Genomic DNA, 17,529 nt, shown 5'->3' with positions numbered 1-17,529 from the left:
CTAAACGCTGACCTTACAATAGCTTTGTAAAGAATATCATTAATTGTCTTTAATAACGGAATTTTGGGAATAATTTTCTAGGTCATAGGGCAAACTCGAGGTTCAAGTTTGGTATAAACCTAAGAATAGCCATAATACGAGATGCTTAATCATAAATCATTGCAGTAACTGAGCCTTATAGCATGGAAGTATTCTATTCATGGGAACTACCTTAGGTGCTATCCCTACGCCCTCTAAAGTTCTTTTAGTTTCTCCTGTTAGGTTTATAGTAATATATAGGGAAGTAGTCGAGGAAGGTAACTTCCTTGAGTCTATCATCCTATCCCTGAATGCTATATGGTTGAGTTCTAATTCTTTCATTTCCTATCTGGCTTGTTAACTTCATTTCAATGCCTCTATCTTGAATTCTTCTATGCTTTACCATACTCTATGTTCCCGTAATATATACGCTAGCTAGGCTAATAATCTTAGCTAATAAAAATTGAAAATCATTTAATTTCAAATAAAATATATTTTTTGGTAAAAATATAAACCGATTATTTTGTGGCAACGACTGTTGCAGAAATGTTCCCCTCTCCTGATATTCTCACCCACGTTAAAGGAGAATCGATAACATTAATTCCAGCGTTGGCCTTAATCTCTTCTGCGACGTTATCAGATAATGACACTTTCATTTCTATCTTTAAATCTTTGGACGAAGAAATGGCAATCTTTCTTCTGTTAGGGCAATATATCCATCTCCCAGAAGAATCCTCATTTATTCTTCCTCTCAATTCTCCGTAGGAATCTGAATTGAAAATAGTTGAATCAACTTCGATTCCCCATATCTCATGTGAGTACCCTTCTCTCCCTTCCTTTTCATCACTGCTATCTTTTATAGTCCACGTATCCCTGAATGATGCTAGTAAGAGCTTTGGTCTCCCATCTGGGAGAGTTGTGTAGAATGGATGGCCTATCTGAACAAATGATTCGTCAAAAGGAAGAAGGGGAGTTAGTGAACCCTCAAGGATAAAGATCGACTTGAAATCATTGATCGATCTAAGCTCATCGAGTGTTGGACCAATAAAAGTGTGAGGAAGCCATTTGAGCTTTGTATTCTCTTCTATAAAGACTTGAAATCTAGGGATAGTTACGAAATCTAATACGTCATTTGCTCGTCCCCATCTTCCAATAATACCCATGTTCTCAACTTTAACATCTTTGGAGTGTATGTTTTTTACGAGGAAAAACTCTATTCCTTCTTCCTCAGGTTCTTGAATAGGGGCAACAGCATAAGCATCTTTGAGGTTCCAGTACGCTCCTGCAGGCTTTAGAGGAAAACCTGCATCTTTAGCCTTAGAATACCTCCATATTTCCTTATACCACTTTATGTTCCAATTTCCATCATAGACAAAAAGATATATTTTCTCTCCATGACTAGTGGTTACCAAGAACTCGTCTCTAACTTCATTATAGATACATCTAACGGTGTTGTGACTGTACTCTCTTACCTCAGGAAAATCAAAAGATATTATTTTCCTTAAAGTATTTTTTTCTAAATTGAAAGAATTATCTACCTTGACAATGTAGACTTCTCTCTTTAGTCCTACAGGATCCTTCCAGCCTGTAAAAAGCATCCATACTGAATCCCTTCTTGGATCGTAAACTAAACATGGAGAACCAACGCCAATTTTTGTGTCTTCTATTCCTAAATCCCAAGGGAAGAGAACTTTAAATATTTTATTTGCCATTGAAACTCCTCCATTAAGGAAATATATAAAATAAGTGGATTTGCTTTCCGTTATACAATCACTTGTTTGAGAAGGACATTCACTCCTTATCCAATATATTCAAACCTTGAACTATTTATTGAATGTTATAACGAGCTATAGAATTTTTCCAAGGTAGCTGAGATGGATTAATCCTCTAAAAAGGAAATTTTTACGCATATAATTATGTATACATGTTCCATCTTACTTTTTATCGTAAAACCCTTAAACTAATTTTAATTAAATGAGGAAGATTCTGAATCGTAAATAAATGATTTTAAAATTTGATCATCCAAAAAGGATTATGAATATAAATTTTAGCGGAAAGAAAGTCCTCATTTCAGGGGGGACTCATGGTATAGGTCTTGAACTATCTAAGGCATTTAAATCTCTGAATGCTAATGTTATAACGTTAGGCAGAGACGAGTCTGCCGGAAGGAATCTTGAAAAATACGACATAACTTTTAAGAGGGTAGATCTCTCAAAGAGGGAGGAAGTTCTTGATTTTGTTAATTGGTATGAAAAGGAGATTGGGGATATTCACGTTCTAATAAATAATGCATCTAGAAATTCGAGATATAGCATACTTGATACATCACTCGAAGAATGGAACTACATGATTAATCTAGAACTAACTTCTCCATTTCTCTTGTCACAAATGGCTAGCAAGCTAATGATAGAAAAGGGTATCAAGGGGAAAATAATAAATATTTCAGCAATTCAAGCCCATTTTCCGCTTGAGTCCTCTTTTCCATATGTAACTGTTAAGAGTGGTCTTCTTGGAATGACAAGAAGTATGGCTGTTGATCTAGGAAAATACGGAATCCAAGTTATAGCTGTAACACCAGGGCCTATATATTCAAAGAGTGAGGAACCGCCAGAGTCGCTTGACAAGAGATCGGCAACTCTGCTTGGAAGGATGGGAAGAATGAGGGAAATAGTCAACGTTATACTCTTTCTTTCCTCAGATCTCAATACCTTTATAACGGGAAGTGAAGTAATAGTTGACGGAGGAAGACTAATAAGTAGGAGACCAGATCCAGTAGAGATCTCCTCTGGGGAAGTCTAACATGAGTGGTGTAAATCTTAAAATAGTCTCAAAATACAAAGCAGTTTTAGGTGAGGGACCTACATATGATGAGGAAAACAATAGAATTTACTGGGTAGATATTCTCGGGAAAAAAATACTTTACCTTGACGAGAATGAAAGGGAAAATATAGTCTCCTTAAATGATATGGTATCATCTCTTTGTGTAATAGATAGTGAGAGAGTTATAGCTACTGTAAAACACTCATTCTCGACAGTTTACGTAAAAGAAGGAAAAGTTGATGAAATAATTAAAATAAATGAAACTGACGATAACAGATTCAACGATGGAAAATGCGATAAACTAGGGAGGTATTGGGCTGGCACTATGAACGAAAGAAGGGAACCTTTAGGCAGTCTTTATAAACTCGAAGGAACAAAGTTAACGAAGATACTTACAGGACTAAGAGTATCTAACGGTTTAGGTTGGAGTCCTGATTGGGATAAGATGTATTTGATTGATAGTCCAACAAGGAAGGTGTACTCATTTGACTTTGATATCAATAAAGGAGATATTTATAATCGAGATATCTTAATAGATTTTGCAAATGAACCTGGAAATCCAGATGGTATGAGCGTGGACGAAGAAGGATTTTTGTGGATTGCTCATTGGGGAGGAGGTAAGGTCAGTCGATGGTCGCCAACAGGAGTTAAGGTTGAAGAAATTAGGACCGGGTTTAGATATACTACCTCTATTACGTTTGGTGGGAAGGATCTTGATATAGTTTACATTACGACAGCTGGTGAAGATGGAGGATATCTTTTAATGGGAAAAGTGAAAGTTAGGGGATTAGAGGGTTTCAAGTTTCATTAACAAATTTTTTCTTTATCTCCTTTTGTTAGTTCTTTTTCCAACTTGATCGATCTTCCTTTGAATTCAACCTCTGAGATTTCAAGATATCCATCCTCTATTTCGAGAGTTAAGCACTCTTCAATACTAATCTTTCCCCAAGCTGATGGAAGCATAAAAATCCACTCCATCGGCCACATTCCCTTGATTTTTAGGCTTTTTCTCTCTTTATTATAAGATAAGCCCTCGTAACCCCATATTAGAGTTATAGCATCTAAGTTTCTGCTGTAATAGGAACCCCACTCCACGTGTTTCCAAAACATACCTGCAAGTTTATATCTTTCATAAATCTCCTTCAAGACTTTCTCAGCTTCCTCTCTCATGCCCGCGTATAATAAGTGAGAAGCAAGCGCTAACTCCATACCGCCCCACGGAACATCAGGTCCACCGATAAATGGGAAACCAGTATTGTTTTTATACTTCCTACTTTCTGAGAATGAGGGTCTGACTTCACCTGGATAAATTCCATTAACAGTTCCTTCTCCCTTTATCAGGTTATTCTTTACAATTGCCTTAAGTACATCTTCTTCCCCCATTTCATATCCCATTAGTCTACAATACCAAAAGCCCATAACTTGGGCAATATTGCTAGCTGTATCCCTTATTCCCGTAATGGGTTCATACCATAGATCGTAGTATTTACCATTCCACAATTGTTTTAATGATTCCTTAGATTTTTCCTCCATTTCCTTATATTCCTCTATATTAAGAATTTTCCGCATCAGGAAAAGCATAGAATACCACATTATGGACGTATACGATGAATAACCAAGCATAGACCAACCGTCAAAGGTTTGGAAACTTATAGGGGGATAGTTGTAACCCCTAAGAAATGCGAATTCTTGAGTTCCTAATATTTTTTGTGTGAAAAATTCCTGTTCTAACCCTGCTGGAGTAGTGTGGTATGGAAGCCCAAGATCTCCCAGCTGAGTTCTTCTAATTGACTCAAATACTTTTATTATATCCTCTTTAACACTCTTTCCTGTGTATGCGTAAAGAAGGAGTAATTGGAGTGGAAACTCTACTTGATTACCGAGCATTCTATAATCATTTGCTTTTCTAAATGGGGCGATAAAGAAGTGTGGTACTCTTCCTGCTGGATCTTTTCCTGTCTTCTTTACTATCTTTGCAATTTCCTCTTCCATCTTGTTTAAATCTACTAGTATTGATGGATCCTTAATCATATCCTTCTTCAATTCTATCAAATTCTCCAAGAAAGATGAAGAGTAAAGTAAATGTTCCTTAGTATTTTCTTTTAGGAGAAACTTTGATGTCCATGAGATCAAGTTATCTAAAAGTTCTGGATAAAGAGCTAGAAGAGCTGGAGCATAATAGAAGGAGAGATCAGTTGTATTAAAAACGCCTGAATTACTCTCACCAAAAAAATTAAGTTCTTTAGGTAAGGGACCACCAAAGTACGGATCCCATAGACCTTCCCAAATAGCAACATCTCCATCCTCTAAAAGGACTGTTACTTTCTTTAGTGTGGATATCTGAGATCCTATTAGATCTGCAATCCACTGTTCTACTCCTTTTGGGCTGTATATTAGGTCGTGGAACTTTGCAGTCTTGCTAATTATTTCCTCTTTCTCCTCCCAAAACGACGCCGAAGCGTCAACTGAATCCTTAAACAGTTTGGCATAATATCGTCTATACTTTTCTCCTCCTATTTCGTAATTAGGAAAATACCAGGAAAAGGTAAATTCTGGGGATTTGCTCATGGATACAAACACATAATTTCCTTTTTGTTGATCTTCAACATATCCTTTCAATCTTAAGTCTACATAAGCCTTCCTTATGTCCTCGACTAAGCCGCAATTTAACATGTTAGGGCTCTTTATAGCTATTTCCCCTTCTTTTGTTATTATTTTTATATAGTCCTTCCCTTTCTCTACTGAGAATAGGAATTCCGGTTTTATAAATATAGTAATCTCTCCTTCTGAATTAAAGTTTCCATAAAATAAAGGAAAAATAGACCTCTTTAGGTCAAGAGGTATTGTGGGAGATAAAAAAGTAGCTGATGCTATACCATAATTTAGATGAGCGAAAGGAGGTTCTCCATCATAAACGATTCTCTCTACAGGTCTGACCCATGGCATCTCATATGGAGTCGATCCGTGAATGTAAGGAGTTGATGCCAAAATTCTAAGTTGATCTCCTGTCCTATTTACGAAGAAAATATCCTCTGGATTGAAGATTTTTTGCCAAAAACCTAGGAAATCCGCATTATAAAAGAGACCATCAGCTCTTATTTCTATGCTCCCAGAGCCAATGCCTCCTAATGCAACTCCACTCGATGTAGAATACGAAAATTCATAGCGCATAGACTAATAAATGTAGAATAGTATAAATTCTTTCATTTCTTTAACTAAAAGAACTTTGCTTAAAATTAGGACGAGAGATTTAGCTTATATTTTACCCAGAAAGCCAGCAATATCATGTTTGTCTTCTAACTTATGGCTATCTTAAACGCCAATAGTGTTTTAAAATTATCAATAATTTAAGGGGGTCTAGAATTCGAGATCGCAGCATAACCGTATTTTTGCAAATGATAGCCCTCTATTGAAAAATGCTTCACCTTTACGTAACTGCTAATGAGCAGGCTCTGCATGTATATACCTGTTCAACCTCTGAAAATCTTTCCATATTTTCTCCATTTGCCATCTGAATATCTATCATATGGTGAAAATCAACAACCTATAACTAGGGGAGTAAGATCCTTGTAAACCTCATAACTAATCTCTCACTTGAATATCCTCGATGACTGGACGTCATAGTCCTCAGCTTAGTATTTCCTTCTCTAGGTTCAAGCTACAATGAAAATTTACAACCCTTCCCAAAGACATTTCGATCTCCACTCTTGCTATCTCAAAGTTCTTTGATCTATTGACCTTCAAGGAGAGTGACTGGAAACCTCTTAAGTCTTTGTAGTCGCTTTTAGTAACTCCTAGGATATTAAACATAATTCATGTATTGTGAAGTCTATATACACCTACACCTTTCTGGATTTTTCACTCGGGGAAGCAAATGACCGTCTATAACTAAAGTCACAAAGATTTTACCACACATGTTTAGCCTGATGATAGCGTGTTTTACCATATTTTGGGATTCTTAGTGTACCCTAACCTTGAATTTGACCAAAGTAGAGAAGGTTTTAAACCTCTTATCTCTGTCTTTAAATTTTATCCCTGCGGTTACAGGAGAGAGATATTTAATCTTAATTTTTCCTTTAGGGAAAACAGCTTTATCCATTGAAGAATTTCTTTGATGCAACATAAAAAAGAACATCGATGTTTTGATTACTTAGAAGTAGAGTCGGTGTTTCTTGTTCTATTTTCTTAGTTATGGCTAATTTGCCTTAACTCATCTTATTTAGTTCTTTTGTCCCTTTCATAGAAGTAGACCGATATAGACTGTATATTGTTATATACCTCAAACGTTTAACTCTAACTGAGATTTTTGCCCATTATCTGTTTATCAATATAAGATCTAAACTAGCACACTATTGTAAAATTGTATTATTATCTGAAAAAGGTTCTATTTATTAGAAGAGATCAATCTAACCTCTCCCATGCAGTCCCCTTAACTGCTGCATACACATGGTTGTATACAGAAAAGTATATTATACAGTATTCAGAGTGTTCAAATGATTTAAAATGTCAAAGTCCTGGGAAGAACTTAAGGACGAATTATTCAAGAACCTAAACTGGGGAAAATCAAGGTGGTTCAATTATAAGATGCTTCTTCTCACTGGAAGTGGAATATTTGTAGATGGATATAATATAATTATAATTTCATTTGGTTTAGCTGGAATAAAGGAAGCCTTTGGACTACAGAATCAACCATTTACTTTAGGACTTATAGGCATCTCCGTCATAATAGGAAATCTTATAGGGGCATTAATTTCCGGCTATTTCACTGATAAGTTGGGTCGAAGATTAATTTTTATTGTAGATTTAATATTATTTGTATTTTTCGCTATTATATCCGGTTTAGTTACCGATGCCATAGAATTAATTTTCGCTAGATTTCTGGTTGGAATAGGCATTGGTTTGGATTATCCTATTGCAACCTCCTATCTCAGCGAGTTTACTCCGGTAAAACCAAGAGGAAAATTCTTGGTGATGAATATAACGTTTTTCAATATTGCCGGAATTGTAGCAGCACTGGTTGGCTATTCCCTCCTACCTTTAGGAAGTACAATAGCATGGAGATATATGTTAATATCAGCTGCAATACCTGCAATAATAGCCATAATAGCAAGATATAGAACACCTGAATCTCCTAGATGGCTATTAGAGCATGGAAAAAAAGAAGAAGCAATAAAAGTTATCGAAAAAGTCACTAATTCACAAGTTTCAACGGAAACAAAAAAGTTAATAATGGATGCGAAACTTGAAGAAGAATCTTCTAAATATTATAAAGATCTTCTCACAAAATACACAAAATGGGCTATATTTATTGGTCTGTTTTACTTCTTTTTCGCAATAGCCTTTATTGATTCGACAATATATGGTCCATCAATTCTGGCTTCCTTTGGAGAATCTGGGCTTATAGGCTCAATATTATATTGGTCATTATTCGTTGTTGGGGATATAATATGCATTTTAATTATTGATTCGTTTGGAAGAAGAAATTCAACAATAACAGGATGGGCTGGTATGCTAGTAACAATATTATTCTTAACGTTTGCTCCTCCGACTTTTAACGTTCTGAAGCTTTTATCCTTTATACTATTTGCAATGTTTCAGGGCATAGGCCCTGCGAGCCTTCATATGGTTTACTCGCCAGAGTTATTTCCAACAAAAATTAGGGCTACGGCGGAGGGATGGAAGCAAGGAATAGGAAGGTTAGGAGGAGTTATAACGGGATTGATATTTCCAGCTCTACCATCTTTTGACGAGTTATCTATAATTATTTTTGCATGTTTTGCTGGTTTAATTCTCTCTATTCTTCTAGCTCCTGAGACTAAAGGTAAAACGTTAGAGGAAATCTCGGAGAGGAAAATAGGAGGTGAAACTGTTTCATAATATATCAAGATAAAATGAACTTTTTACTGTATACAGAAATGTATATAAATGACTTATACGACATTAGTTTATGGCTAAAGCTTTAATCCATGAGAAGGAAGATAATGTAGGTGTACTAATTTCTGATACGAAACAAGGTGAAGAAGTGGAAGTATTCTATATTGCGGATAAGAACCCATTAACAAAGGTTGTATCACAAGATAGTATACCATTAGGCCATAAAATTGCCTTGAGAGATATAAAGCAAGGTGAAGAAGTAATTAAATATGGAAGAATTATAGGTGTAGCTACAAAAGATATAAAACGGGGAGAACATGTACATACACATAACCTTAGATCTAAGAGGTGGAGTTTTCCTTTAAGGAGGTGATGTAAATGAATCCAACAATAAAAGGGTATATAAGAGAAAATGGTTCTGTAGGTGTAAGGAATTACGTGGCAGTTATTCCTGTGGATGATTTATCTAACACTGCTGCTGTCGGAGTATCAAAGCTAATAAGGGGAACAGTTGCACTTCCCCATCCATACGGAAGGCTTCAGTTTGGATCTGATCTAGATCTTTTATTTCATATTCTTTCAGGAACTGGGGCAAACCCCAACATTTCCGCAGCCATTGTTATAGGGATTGAGGATAATTGGACAAACAAGGTAGCTGATAAGATAGCTGAAACTGGAAAACCAGTTGCTGCTTTTTCTATCGAAGGTTACGGAGATCTAAAAACAATAAATAGAGCTAGCGAGAAAGCTAAAGAGTTCGTTCAAATATCTTCCGAGAAACAAAGAACAGAAGTCGACTTATCCTCATTGGTTGCAAGTATAAAATGTGGAGAATCTGACACAACTTCAGGTGCGGCCTCAAATCCAGCAACTGGTTATGCAGTAGATAAATTAATTGATTACGGTTCCACAGTAATGTTTGGAGAAACCTCAGAACTAACTGGGGCTGAGGACATAGTTGCTAGTAGAATTTCAACTCAAGAATTAAGGGAAAAGTTTTGGAAAATATTTAAAGAATATACTAATATAATTGAGTCTCAAGGAGTGGATCTACTTGGTTCGCAACCAACAGAAGGAAATATAAAGGGAGGCTTAACGACGATTGAGGAAAAAGCTTTAGGTAATATTCAGAAATTAGGAACTAAACCCATTACTTGCGTATTGGACTATCTAGATCCTTTACCGCAAGGAAAGTCTAGACTTTGCTTCGTTAATACTTCCTCAGCTGCAGCAGAAGCTGTAACTCTATTTGCAGCTAAGGGATCTGTTCTTCATCTATTCACTACTGGACAAGGAAATATTGTTGGGCATCCAATAATTCCTGTGGTAAAGATTTCAGCTAATCCAAAAACTATTAGTACGATGAAAGAACACATAGACGTTGACGTATCTGATTTGCTTGGACTGAAGATAGATCTTAGAGAAGCTGGAGAAAGAGTGTTTGAGTATGCAATTAGAACTGCAAATGGAAGATTAACGGCCTCAGAGATACTTCAACACGACGAATTCTCACCAATAAAGCTGTACGTGAGTGCTTGACGTGAAGATAAGGAGAATTGAACTTTTTCCAGTATCTATACCCTACGAAGATAAAATTATTACTGAATGGAAAGATGAATGGGGAATCCAGCTTTACGTTAAGGTTGAAGGAGATGATTGCGAAGGTTGGGGGGAGACTCTAGTAGCTGGTAGCGGAATAATTTCAGCCTATTTAGGAGTCCTCAATGATTTCGTTATTCCCTTCCTTAAGGAGGTAAATTCTATTCAAGAAACTGAAGAAGTAATGGAAAAAGCTCTATTTACCGCAGGACAAGGAGTAACAACTGGTGCGATAAGTTCAGTTGATCAAGCGCTATGGCATTGCCTAAGTAGATCTTTAAAGGTACCGCTTTATAAAATCCTCGGAGGAAAGGAAAGGGAAAAGATAAAGGTATATGCCAGTCTACCTAGATATCCTTCTGAAAAAGAAGTAATTGAGGCTACAGATTTAGCAATAGAAAGAGGTTTTACCAGAGTAAAACTGCATCAACCTCCACAGTCAACTCTTGAATCATTGAGGAAAATAAGGGAAAGGATAGGAAATGATATTAGAATAGCAGTTGATCTAAATTCGCCCTTTTCGTTAGACGATGCGAATAAATTTATTAATCAAATCCAAAGATTTGACGTAGACTGGATAGAGGAACCTCTTTGGCCTCCAAACGACTATAAAGCTCTATCAAAACTAACTCAAAAAACTGATATAGCTATTGCCGCAGGAGAAAATGAGTACTCAATTCAAGGATTTAGAGACCTAATTGAAAGTGGAATTTCAATAGTCCAACCAGATATAGCGAAAATTGGCGGCATATCAAAGTTCCTTAAAGTTATTGCTTTAGCTGAATCGTATAACGTTAAGGTTTTTCCTCACTTAAGACCTCATAGATCTGCAATAGCTATCTTCCATACTCTTCAAGTTGCTTCTGCTAGGAGAGGGATTCAATTGGTGGAATTTCCCTTAGCTCCTATTCCAGACTTTTTCGGAATAAGATTTGAGATAAAAGAGGGAGAAGTTAAAGTCCCAGATGATATTAAACCTGAAGAGGAAAAATTATCCCAAATTAAATTTGAGAAAAAGCTAAGATTACTCAAATTTAGTGATTTATCTAGTAGATAAAAAGGTTTTTTCTTATAAATTCCATTACATTTTTTTCGTGTTCAAACATAAGATCGGATGCTCTCTTAGGATCTCCGTCCTTGATGGCCTCTACTAGTGCTTCATGCTCTTTCATTTCCATCTCTCTTCTTCCTTGAACAGCAAATAAAGTTACTCTAACAGCAGTTAATCTATTTCTTATATCCTGAAGACACTGAATAAGAAATTTGTTACCACTCATTTCTGCAATTATCATATGAAGTTTCCCATTCAATTCGGCTAAATTTACTGGATCCTCATCGGAGTACGTTTTTTCCTTAATTTCCTCAAGTATGGTCTCTAAGTCTTTCAATCTGTCTCTATTCCCCATAGCAGCTTTTTCAGCCGCAAGGGCCTCTAGCCTTGTCCTAATTTCATAGAGCTGAATTACCTCATCTTTTGAGAGGTAAAGAACCCTATAACCATCAGGCCCCCTTATAACTAACCCTTCTTTTTCGAGTTTTTTTAGGGCCTCTCGTATGGGAGTTCGACTAGCCCCATATGTTTTAGTTAAATCAGATTCTGTTAATCTATCATTGGTTCTAAACTTTCCAGTAACTATATCCCTTTTTAAATTAGCGTAAACGTTATCTGAGAGTTTTTCTCTATAGTTTTCGTTCATATTAAGTCTTTCAATTATCTGGTTTATATTGCTTTACTTCGTTATACTTTTCCATTCCTAGATTTATTCAAAAGAACTTCAACTTTTTTCAATAAATACTTTTATATTATATCTTATATTAGCCTTGTATTTAGCCATAACAAAGTAAACATGGATGTAATGACTTGTAGTGAGTAAAGAAAAAAGATCTGCATAGTTTGATAAGTTAGAAGAGTGTGGACAAAATAAGTTAAAAGGAAAAAAGAAATAAAAAGTAACGATTTCCTCATAAAACATTTATCACCTTTTCGTAGCTTTAAAAAATAATCCCCATTTACACATATGACTTAAGCTTCTTACAAATATATAGAATAATATTCAGTTCCATATAGTACAAGAATATGAAAGAGGTTGAAACAAATAGAGTGGATAACTAAAAAGAGAGTTGAAGGATATATAGATTCGACGAAAACTTTTCTCTTTATTTTTAACATAGAGAGAATAAAATTAATAGAAGATAATATTTATTTTTGGAAAATTAAACTATCTTTCAATAATATCTCCCAGTTTCCCTAATTTGAAAACCTTTATCCCTAGATTTTTCGCTAAATTTATAGAATCGCCTTTTGATTTCGCTAAGTATATTATTAGTGGGATAACTTCTCTATTCTCTACACTTTTTAATTCCTTTATCTTATTAGAGAATTTAGTTACACGCTCTTCACTTAATGTGGCTTTGATCTCACCTACATAAAGCTTATTTCCGGATTCAACGTAGAGATCGAATTGCCGAGGTTTATCATTAATGATTAGTGTAGTATAGCCAACGGAATTTACCTTTATCCCTTGCTTTTCAAACCATATCATTATTGCTTTTCTCGCTGCGATCTCTGTAACCATACCGAAGGAATCAGAAAGTCCACCAATTTCCTCTTCTAGATTATTTAGCCTTTTATTATGTTCTTCAACAACCTTTGCTAATTTATCTACAGAATTCGTTAAGGACTCAACAGCGGTTTCAAGCCTGCTAATTGATTTCTTCATATCTTCTATGATTACTGAGTGCTCTTGCGTAGCTTTCCTTAACTCAGCTATAGCGTTGCTGTTTTCCTCAGTCCTTTTCTTAAGTTCAATAATTGCAGTAGTGTTCTCTTGAGATATCTTCTTTAATTCCTCTATTGACTTTCTCAATTCAGCTATAGCGTTCGTGTTCTCTTGCGTAGCTTTCCTTAACTCAGCTATAGCGTTGCTGTTTTCCTCAGTCCTTTTCTTAAGTTCAATAATTGCAGTAGTGTTCTCTTGAGATATCTTCTTTAATTCCTCTATTGACTTTCTCAATTCAGCTATAGCGTTCGTGTTCTCTTGCGTAGCTTTCCTTAACTCAGCTATAGCGTTGCTGTTTTCCTCAGTCCTTTTCTCAAGCCTAATGAACGCCTTATTTACTTTTATACTTGAATTGGCTAACTCCTCAGCAAGTTTTAGCAATGTATCTAACTTCTTATCTACAGCGTCAAACCTTTGGTCAACTGATGCAGCAAACTCTGGAAAAATACGTACAAGGTCAATTGCATTTCTACCGAAGAATCTCTCTATTTCATCCCTCACCATTTCTCTAATCTTATCTTCTGAGGTACTCATGTAGTTATCTTATATCAATATATTAACTCTGACTTAAGAAACTTTTCTGATAACTAATTGTTCAATGGGAAGTCCTTAGCTCACTTGTATGAATATACAGATCTTTCGGTTGACCTTACTGTCTCTCTGTCAACCTCTTGCCAAAGACAGCAATTTCACTTATTATGACATTTTTACGAGTGTCATGATTTTTCCCTTCTAAAACGCTTATATCTTTAAAAACATTAATTCGACCCAGATGTTAATATGTAGACTGAAGGAGGGAACTAATAAAGGAGCAAAAAGTGAGAAAAAAATAAATATTCTAAGGGCATAGGAGTTTCCGTTTGCCCCTAGAGGGTACCTAGAGGTCGTTTAGTGTGTTTCAGTCCTCTAGGGACTTTCTCCTCACCCACACCTTCATAGGTAGTACAACTATCTCCAGTGTGAGATCAAGGAATCGGGATCAACGGCACGGATCCCTCTAGACATCACCCCACACCTTTGTGCAGTGCACAGCATCAGTATGGAGTTCATCATAAAACTTTCCCTAAAAACATATTTAAAAACCTTTAGCTACCCTAGAATAAGAAACAGTTTCACGACCCCACAATCCTGAGGTATTTGATAGGCTGTGGGAGTGGTTACCTCGCTGATGGTCTGATCGTAATTACGGGTGTTGACTCAGAGCGTGGTGAAGCCCAAAGGTTTTATGGACATGGCAAAAAGTGTTCATAAAACTCAAACCCAAAAAAGTAGAGGGATAAACCTCACAAACGCTAAGAGATTTTTCAATAAAAATGAGAATAGATATCATGAGGTTAGATATTAAGTGGAACAACTGAGTCCAAGTCAAATCTATAACCGCACACTTATCATAAACAAAAGTCCTTTCTGAAAGAGAGAGATCTTTTATCTGACCTCCTCCCCGCTCTGAAGAGCGAGGCTTTCAGTTGTAACTACAACGTGAACATGTCATTGGTATATCCATTAGATTAACTAGTCCTAACTCTTCCTTTTGTTTCTTCATTTACTATCTAAGAACTCTCTTAGTAGAAACCAATGTAATATAAAGAGAAGTAAGAAGCATAGTTTAACGTAGTACTATTTTCCACTTGTATGTTCTCCTATATTAATATAAAAACAATTATAATTTTTTTCTGTGTACTGTTATAGTCTCCTCATGCAATTCCATATACTAACGTGATTAAGGAATTATTTCAACCTAATCTAATTCTCAACATCTCTATTTCACTTAGGGGACTAAGTTATCAGATGGATTTTAATTTAAAAATTTTCAAAAGTCTAAGATACTTTTATACAATCTATTTTAAATCAGTTTAATTATTTTTTACCTTAGTATTTCCTCCTAGAAATGAAAATATTGCGCCAAAAATAATAATTATTGCCGAAACAATGAAAGCTATATGAAGACCATCCACGAAAACCTGGCTAACACCCCCATCTAGAGAATGAACTCCTAATAATACCTCAAAAGCTACCGATCTAGGAATTGATAATGTAGCTGCGGATATGCTTAACACATAACTCAGTATTGTCCCTATATTTCCCAGAGTTCTACTTATCCCTGATATTGAACCATAAAACTCTTTAGGTGCACTAAACATAACTGCTGTCGCATTAGATGGCCAGAACATGGCAGAACCTATCCCTGTAATTGTCGTTATCGCTAGGATAAAGGAAAATGGAGTAGAAACCTGAAGCCCGAAGTAATAGATAATAAGAGAGGAAAATATAAATAGCATTCCAATGCCTGCTAAAGTACCTGGCCTTCCTTTATCAGCTATTCTTCCCATAATTGGGGCTAGAATAGTGGCAACAATATAGCCTGGAGTTAGAAGGAGGGAGCTATCGAGAGGGCTTAATCCCCTTACTCCTTGTAGATACATTATAAGCAGAAATGTCAGTGAAAGACCTCCTATTCCTTGGAGTAGACTTGCCCAAAGTGAAAATGACAGCAATCTTATTTTGAATACTTTCAAATTTATTAGAGGATTACTTACTCTACTCTCATTTAGGATGAAGAGTGGAAGAACTAATAATCCAACGAAAATCTCTGATAAGTCCTCTATAGTTGGTCCATATCCGGCAAAATTTATAGTTCCTAGTGCTACTAGCGCTAGTGATATTCCTAGAAGTATAGTACCTGAAAAATCTATCTTGGATTTAACTCTATTTACATCTCTTATATTTCTCATTCCTAGAAGAACAGCTATAATCCCAATTGGTACATTTATATAGAAGATAAACTGCCACGATATAAAGGTAGTTATTATTCCTCCCAAAACTATTCCGAGTAGCGCTCCTACGTTCCAACCTAAAGAAGTTATTCCGTAGGCCTTTCCTCTCTCCCTTGGTTGAAATATGTCTGCAATGACAGCATAGCTATTTGCAGTCAGAAGCGCTCCACCTATAGCTTGGATAATCCTAAAAGCTATTAACATATAAATTTCAAAAGATAGCCCGCAGAGAGCCGAAGCAACTGTAAACAGGATAAAGCCTAAGTTATATGCTTTAGATCTTCCCACTATATCTCCTATTCTACCAGCCTGTGTTGATAAAATAGCTAAAACTAGAAGATAACCTAACAGCACCCAAATAGAGGTTAGGAGATCGGTGTGAAGATCTATGGTTATAGTTGGAAGTGCTAATAACACAATCGTAGTATCGACTGCTGCCATTAAAGTCCCTAAAGTTAAGACCAAGAGAATTGCCTTATTGTTCATGGCCTTACATTTTAATTAGAAGAAAAAAAGTTTGCTTTCAAACATTTTATCTTTCTTTGGAAAGCAACTTTAAGGAATTCTTCTCGAAAGGAGGATAAACTATTCCTCCTTCAGTTATTATAGCAGTGACGTATTTAGGTGGTGTTACGTCGAAGACTGGATTATATACCTTCACTCCTTCTGGAGCTATAGGTATACCTCTAACTGTCCTAACCTCGTCTGCATCTCTTTCCTCTATTGTGACGTCGTTTGCTTTACTCTTAAAGTCAAAGGTTGACAGCGGAGCTAAGGCATAAAAAGGAATTCCAAGCTCATGGGCGATTACTCCTTCCTTGAAAGTGCCTATCTTGTTGAATACATGACCATCAGCCAATATCCTATCTGCACCAACCATTACGCTGTTTACCATTCCCTTATACATTACTAAGCCAACTGCAGTATCTGCAATCAAAGTAACTGGGATGTTATCTGTCATTAACTCATAAGTTGTTAACCTACTCCCTTGGAGCCAAGGTCTAGTCTCAGGAGCAATGACCGAAATTCTCATACCTAGAGCATGTGCAACCCTTATTGGAGCTAACGCTGTTCCTATTCCAGTTCCAGTAGCTAAACCTCCGGCATTACATTGAGTTAATATAGTATCTCCATCGTTTATCTTCTCTAGACCGTAGAGACCCATCTTCAATTCAGCCTCCAATTCATCGTCAAATATCTTCTTAGCTTGAACTTTTAGTAATGTAATTAATTCATTTACAGACTTAATTTCTCCTTGTTCAATGGCATGTCTAGAACTTTCTAGCATAACAGATGTTGCCCATGTTAGATTTACTGCAGTCGGTCTAGCCATATCTAGAACTTTCTTAGCTCTTTCAAGGATGGAAATTGAATCCTCTAGAGAGGAGGGCTTCGATGAAATGAGAGAAAGCACCATACCATAACTTGCAGTAATTCCTATTGCTGGAGCTCCTCTAACTTTCATGAGTTTTATTGCTAATGACGCTTCTTCAGGTGTTCTAACATCTACATAATTATTTTGAAAAGGAAGTGCAGACTGATCAAGGAGAGTTAGAACATTCTTTTCATCATCCCAGAGAATTGGCTTAAGCTTTGGTTTAACAATTTGCTTAAGATCTTCAAGTGTAACCATGAATATAAAGGCGAGGATTCGTTTATATTTC

General features: G+C 36.0%; 13 protein-coding genes. 6 read left to right on the top strand and 7 right to left on the bottom strand.

The window, feature by feature from the left end; translation table 11 throughout:
- Window positions 1-156: 156 nt before the first annotated feature.
- Window positions 157-360 carry a hypothetical protein gene (locus tag CM19_RS04300; RefSeq protein ID WP_048099227.1) on the bottom strand — a complete coding sequence of 68 codons (204 nt, stop codon included), beginning with the start codon at window positions 358-360 and terminating at the stop codon, window positions 157-159.
- Between the two features lie 176 nt (window positions 361-536).
- A complete protein-coding gene (locus tag CM19_RS04295; RefSeq protein ID WP_048099226.1) occupies window positions 537-1,730 on the bottom strand; it encodes a hypothetical protein in 1,194 nt (397 codons plus the stop codon).
- Between the two features lie 322 nt (window positions 1,731-2,052).
- Between CM19_RS04295 and CM19_RS04290 the strand changes: the two genes are divergently transcribed.
- Together CM19_RS04290 and CM19_RS04285 are read left to right on the top strand one after the other, a co-directional pair.
- Window positions 2,053-2,817, top strand: a complete 765-nt coding sequence (locus CM19_RS04290; RefSeq protein WP_235185617.1) for an SDR family NAD(P)-dependent oxidoreductase — start codon at window positions 2,053-2,055, stop codon at window positions 2,815-2,817.
- A 1-nt stretch (window position 2,818) separates the two neighbouring features.
- Window positions 2,819-3,649, top strand: a complete 831-nt coding sequence (locus tag CM19_RS04285) for an SMP-30/gluconolactonase/LRE family protein (protein ID WP_048099225.1) — start codon at window positions 2,819-2,821, stop codon at window positions 3,647-3,649.
- Here CM19_RS04285 and CM19_RS04280 read toward each other — a convergent pair.
- A complete protein-coding gene (locus CM19_RS04280; protein WP_048099224.1) occupies window positions 3,646-6,009 on the bottom strand; it encodes a GH116 family glycosyl hydrolase in 2,364 nt (787 codons plus the stop codon). The two genes, CM19_RS04285 and CM19_RS04280, sit on opposite strands and share 4 nt — an antisense overlap.
- A 1,332-nt stretch (window positions 6,010-7,341) precedes the next feature.
- Between CM19_RS04280 and CM19_RS04270 the strand changes: the two genes are divergently transcribed.
- The 4 genes from CM19_RS04270 (at window position 7,342) to CM19_RS04255 (ending at window position 11,368) form a co-directional block, all read left to right on the top strand.
- Window positions 7,342-8,715 (top strand): MFS transporter, encoded by a 1,374-nt coding sequence (locus tag CM19_RS04270; RefSeq protein WP_048099222.1) that lies wholly within the window; start codon window positions 7,342-7,344, stop codon window positions 8,713-8,715.
- A gap of 70 nt (window positions 8,716-8,785) precedes the next feature.
- Window positions 8,786-9,085, top strand: a complete 300-nt coding sequence (locus tag CM19_RS04265) for a UxaA family hydrolase (protein ID WP_048099221.1) — start codon at window positions 8,786-8,788, stop codon at window positions 9,083-9,085.
- Between the two features lie 5 nt (window positions 9,086-9,090).
- Window positions 9,091-10,251 carry a UxaA family hydrolase gene (locus CM19_RS04260; protein WP_048099220.1) on the top strand — a complete coding sequence of 387 codons (1,161 nt, stop codon included), beginning with the start codon at window positions 9,091-9,093 and terminating at the stop codon, window positions 10,249-10,251.
- Window positions 10,244-11,368 (top strand): mandelate racemase/muconate lactonizing enzyme family protein, encoded by a 1,125-nt coding sequence (locus CM19_RS04255; protein ID WP_081801207.1) that lies wholly within the window; start codon window positions 10,244-10,246, stop codon window positions 11,366-11,368. Before CM19_RS04260 ends, CM19_RS04255 begins: the two co-directional genes overlap by 8 nt.
- Here CM19_RS04255 and CM19_RS04250 read toward each other — a convergent pair.
- The 4 genes from CM19_RS04250 to CM19_RS04230 all read right to left on the bottom strand — a co-directional run bounded on the left by CM19_RS04250 (window position 11,358) and on the right by CM19_RS04230 (window position 17,498).
- Window positions 11,358-12,008, bottom strand: a complete 651-nt coding sequence (locus CM19_RS04250) for a GntR family transcriptional regulator (RefSeq protein ID WP_048099219.1) — start codon at window positions 12,006-12,008, stop codon at window positions 11,358-11,360. The two genes, CM19_RS04255 and CM19_RS04250, sit on opposite strands and share 11 nt — an antisense overlap.
- A gap of 522 nt (window positions 12,009-12,530) precedes the next feature.
- Window positions 12,531-13,625: a DUF8196 domain-containing protein gene (locus tag CM19_RS04240; RefSeq protein ID WP_048099217.1), complete on the bottom strand. Its 1,095-nt coding sequence runs from the start codon at window positions 13,623-13,625 to the stop codon at window positions 12,531-12,533.
- Between the two features lie 1,319 nt (window positions 13,626-14,944).
- Window positions 14,945-16,351, bottom strand: coding sequence for an MFS transporter (locus CM19_RS04235; protein ID WP_048099216.1), 1,407 nt, complete (start codon window positions 16,349-16,351; stop codon window positions 14,945-14,947).
- A 46-nt stretch (window positions 16,352-16,397) separates the two neighbouring features.
- Window positions 16,398-17,498, bottom strand: a complete 1,101-nt coding sequence (locus CM19_RS04230) for an S-methyl-5-thioribose-1-phosphate isomerase (protein ID WP_048099215.1) — start codon at window positions 17,496-17,498, stop codon at window positions 16,398-16,400.
- Window positions 17,499-17,529 lie beyond the last annotated feature (31 nt).

Source organism: Candidatus Acidianus copahuensis (genome assembly GCF_000632495.1).
Classification (GTDB): domain Archaea; phylum Thermoproteota; class Thermoprotei_A; order Sulfolobales; family Sulfolobaceae; genus Acidianus; species Acidianus copahuensis.
Note: the sequence above shows the minus strand (reverse complement) of the source record. Positions and strands in the feature narration are given on the sequence as shown.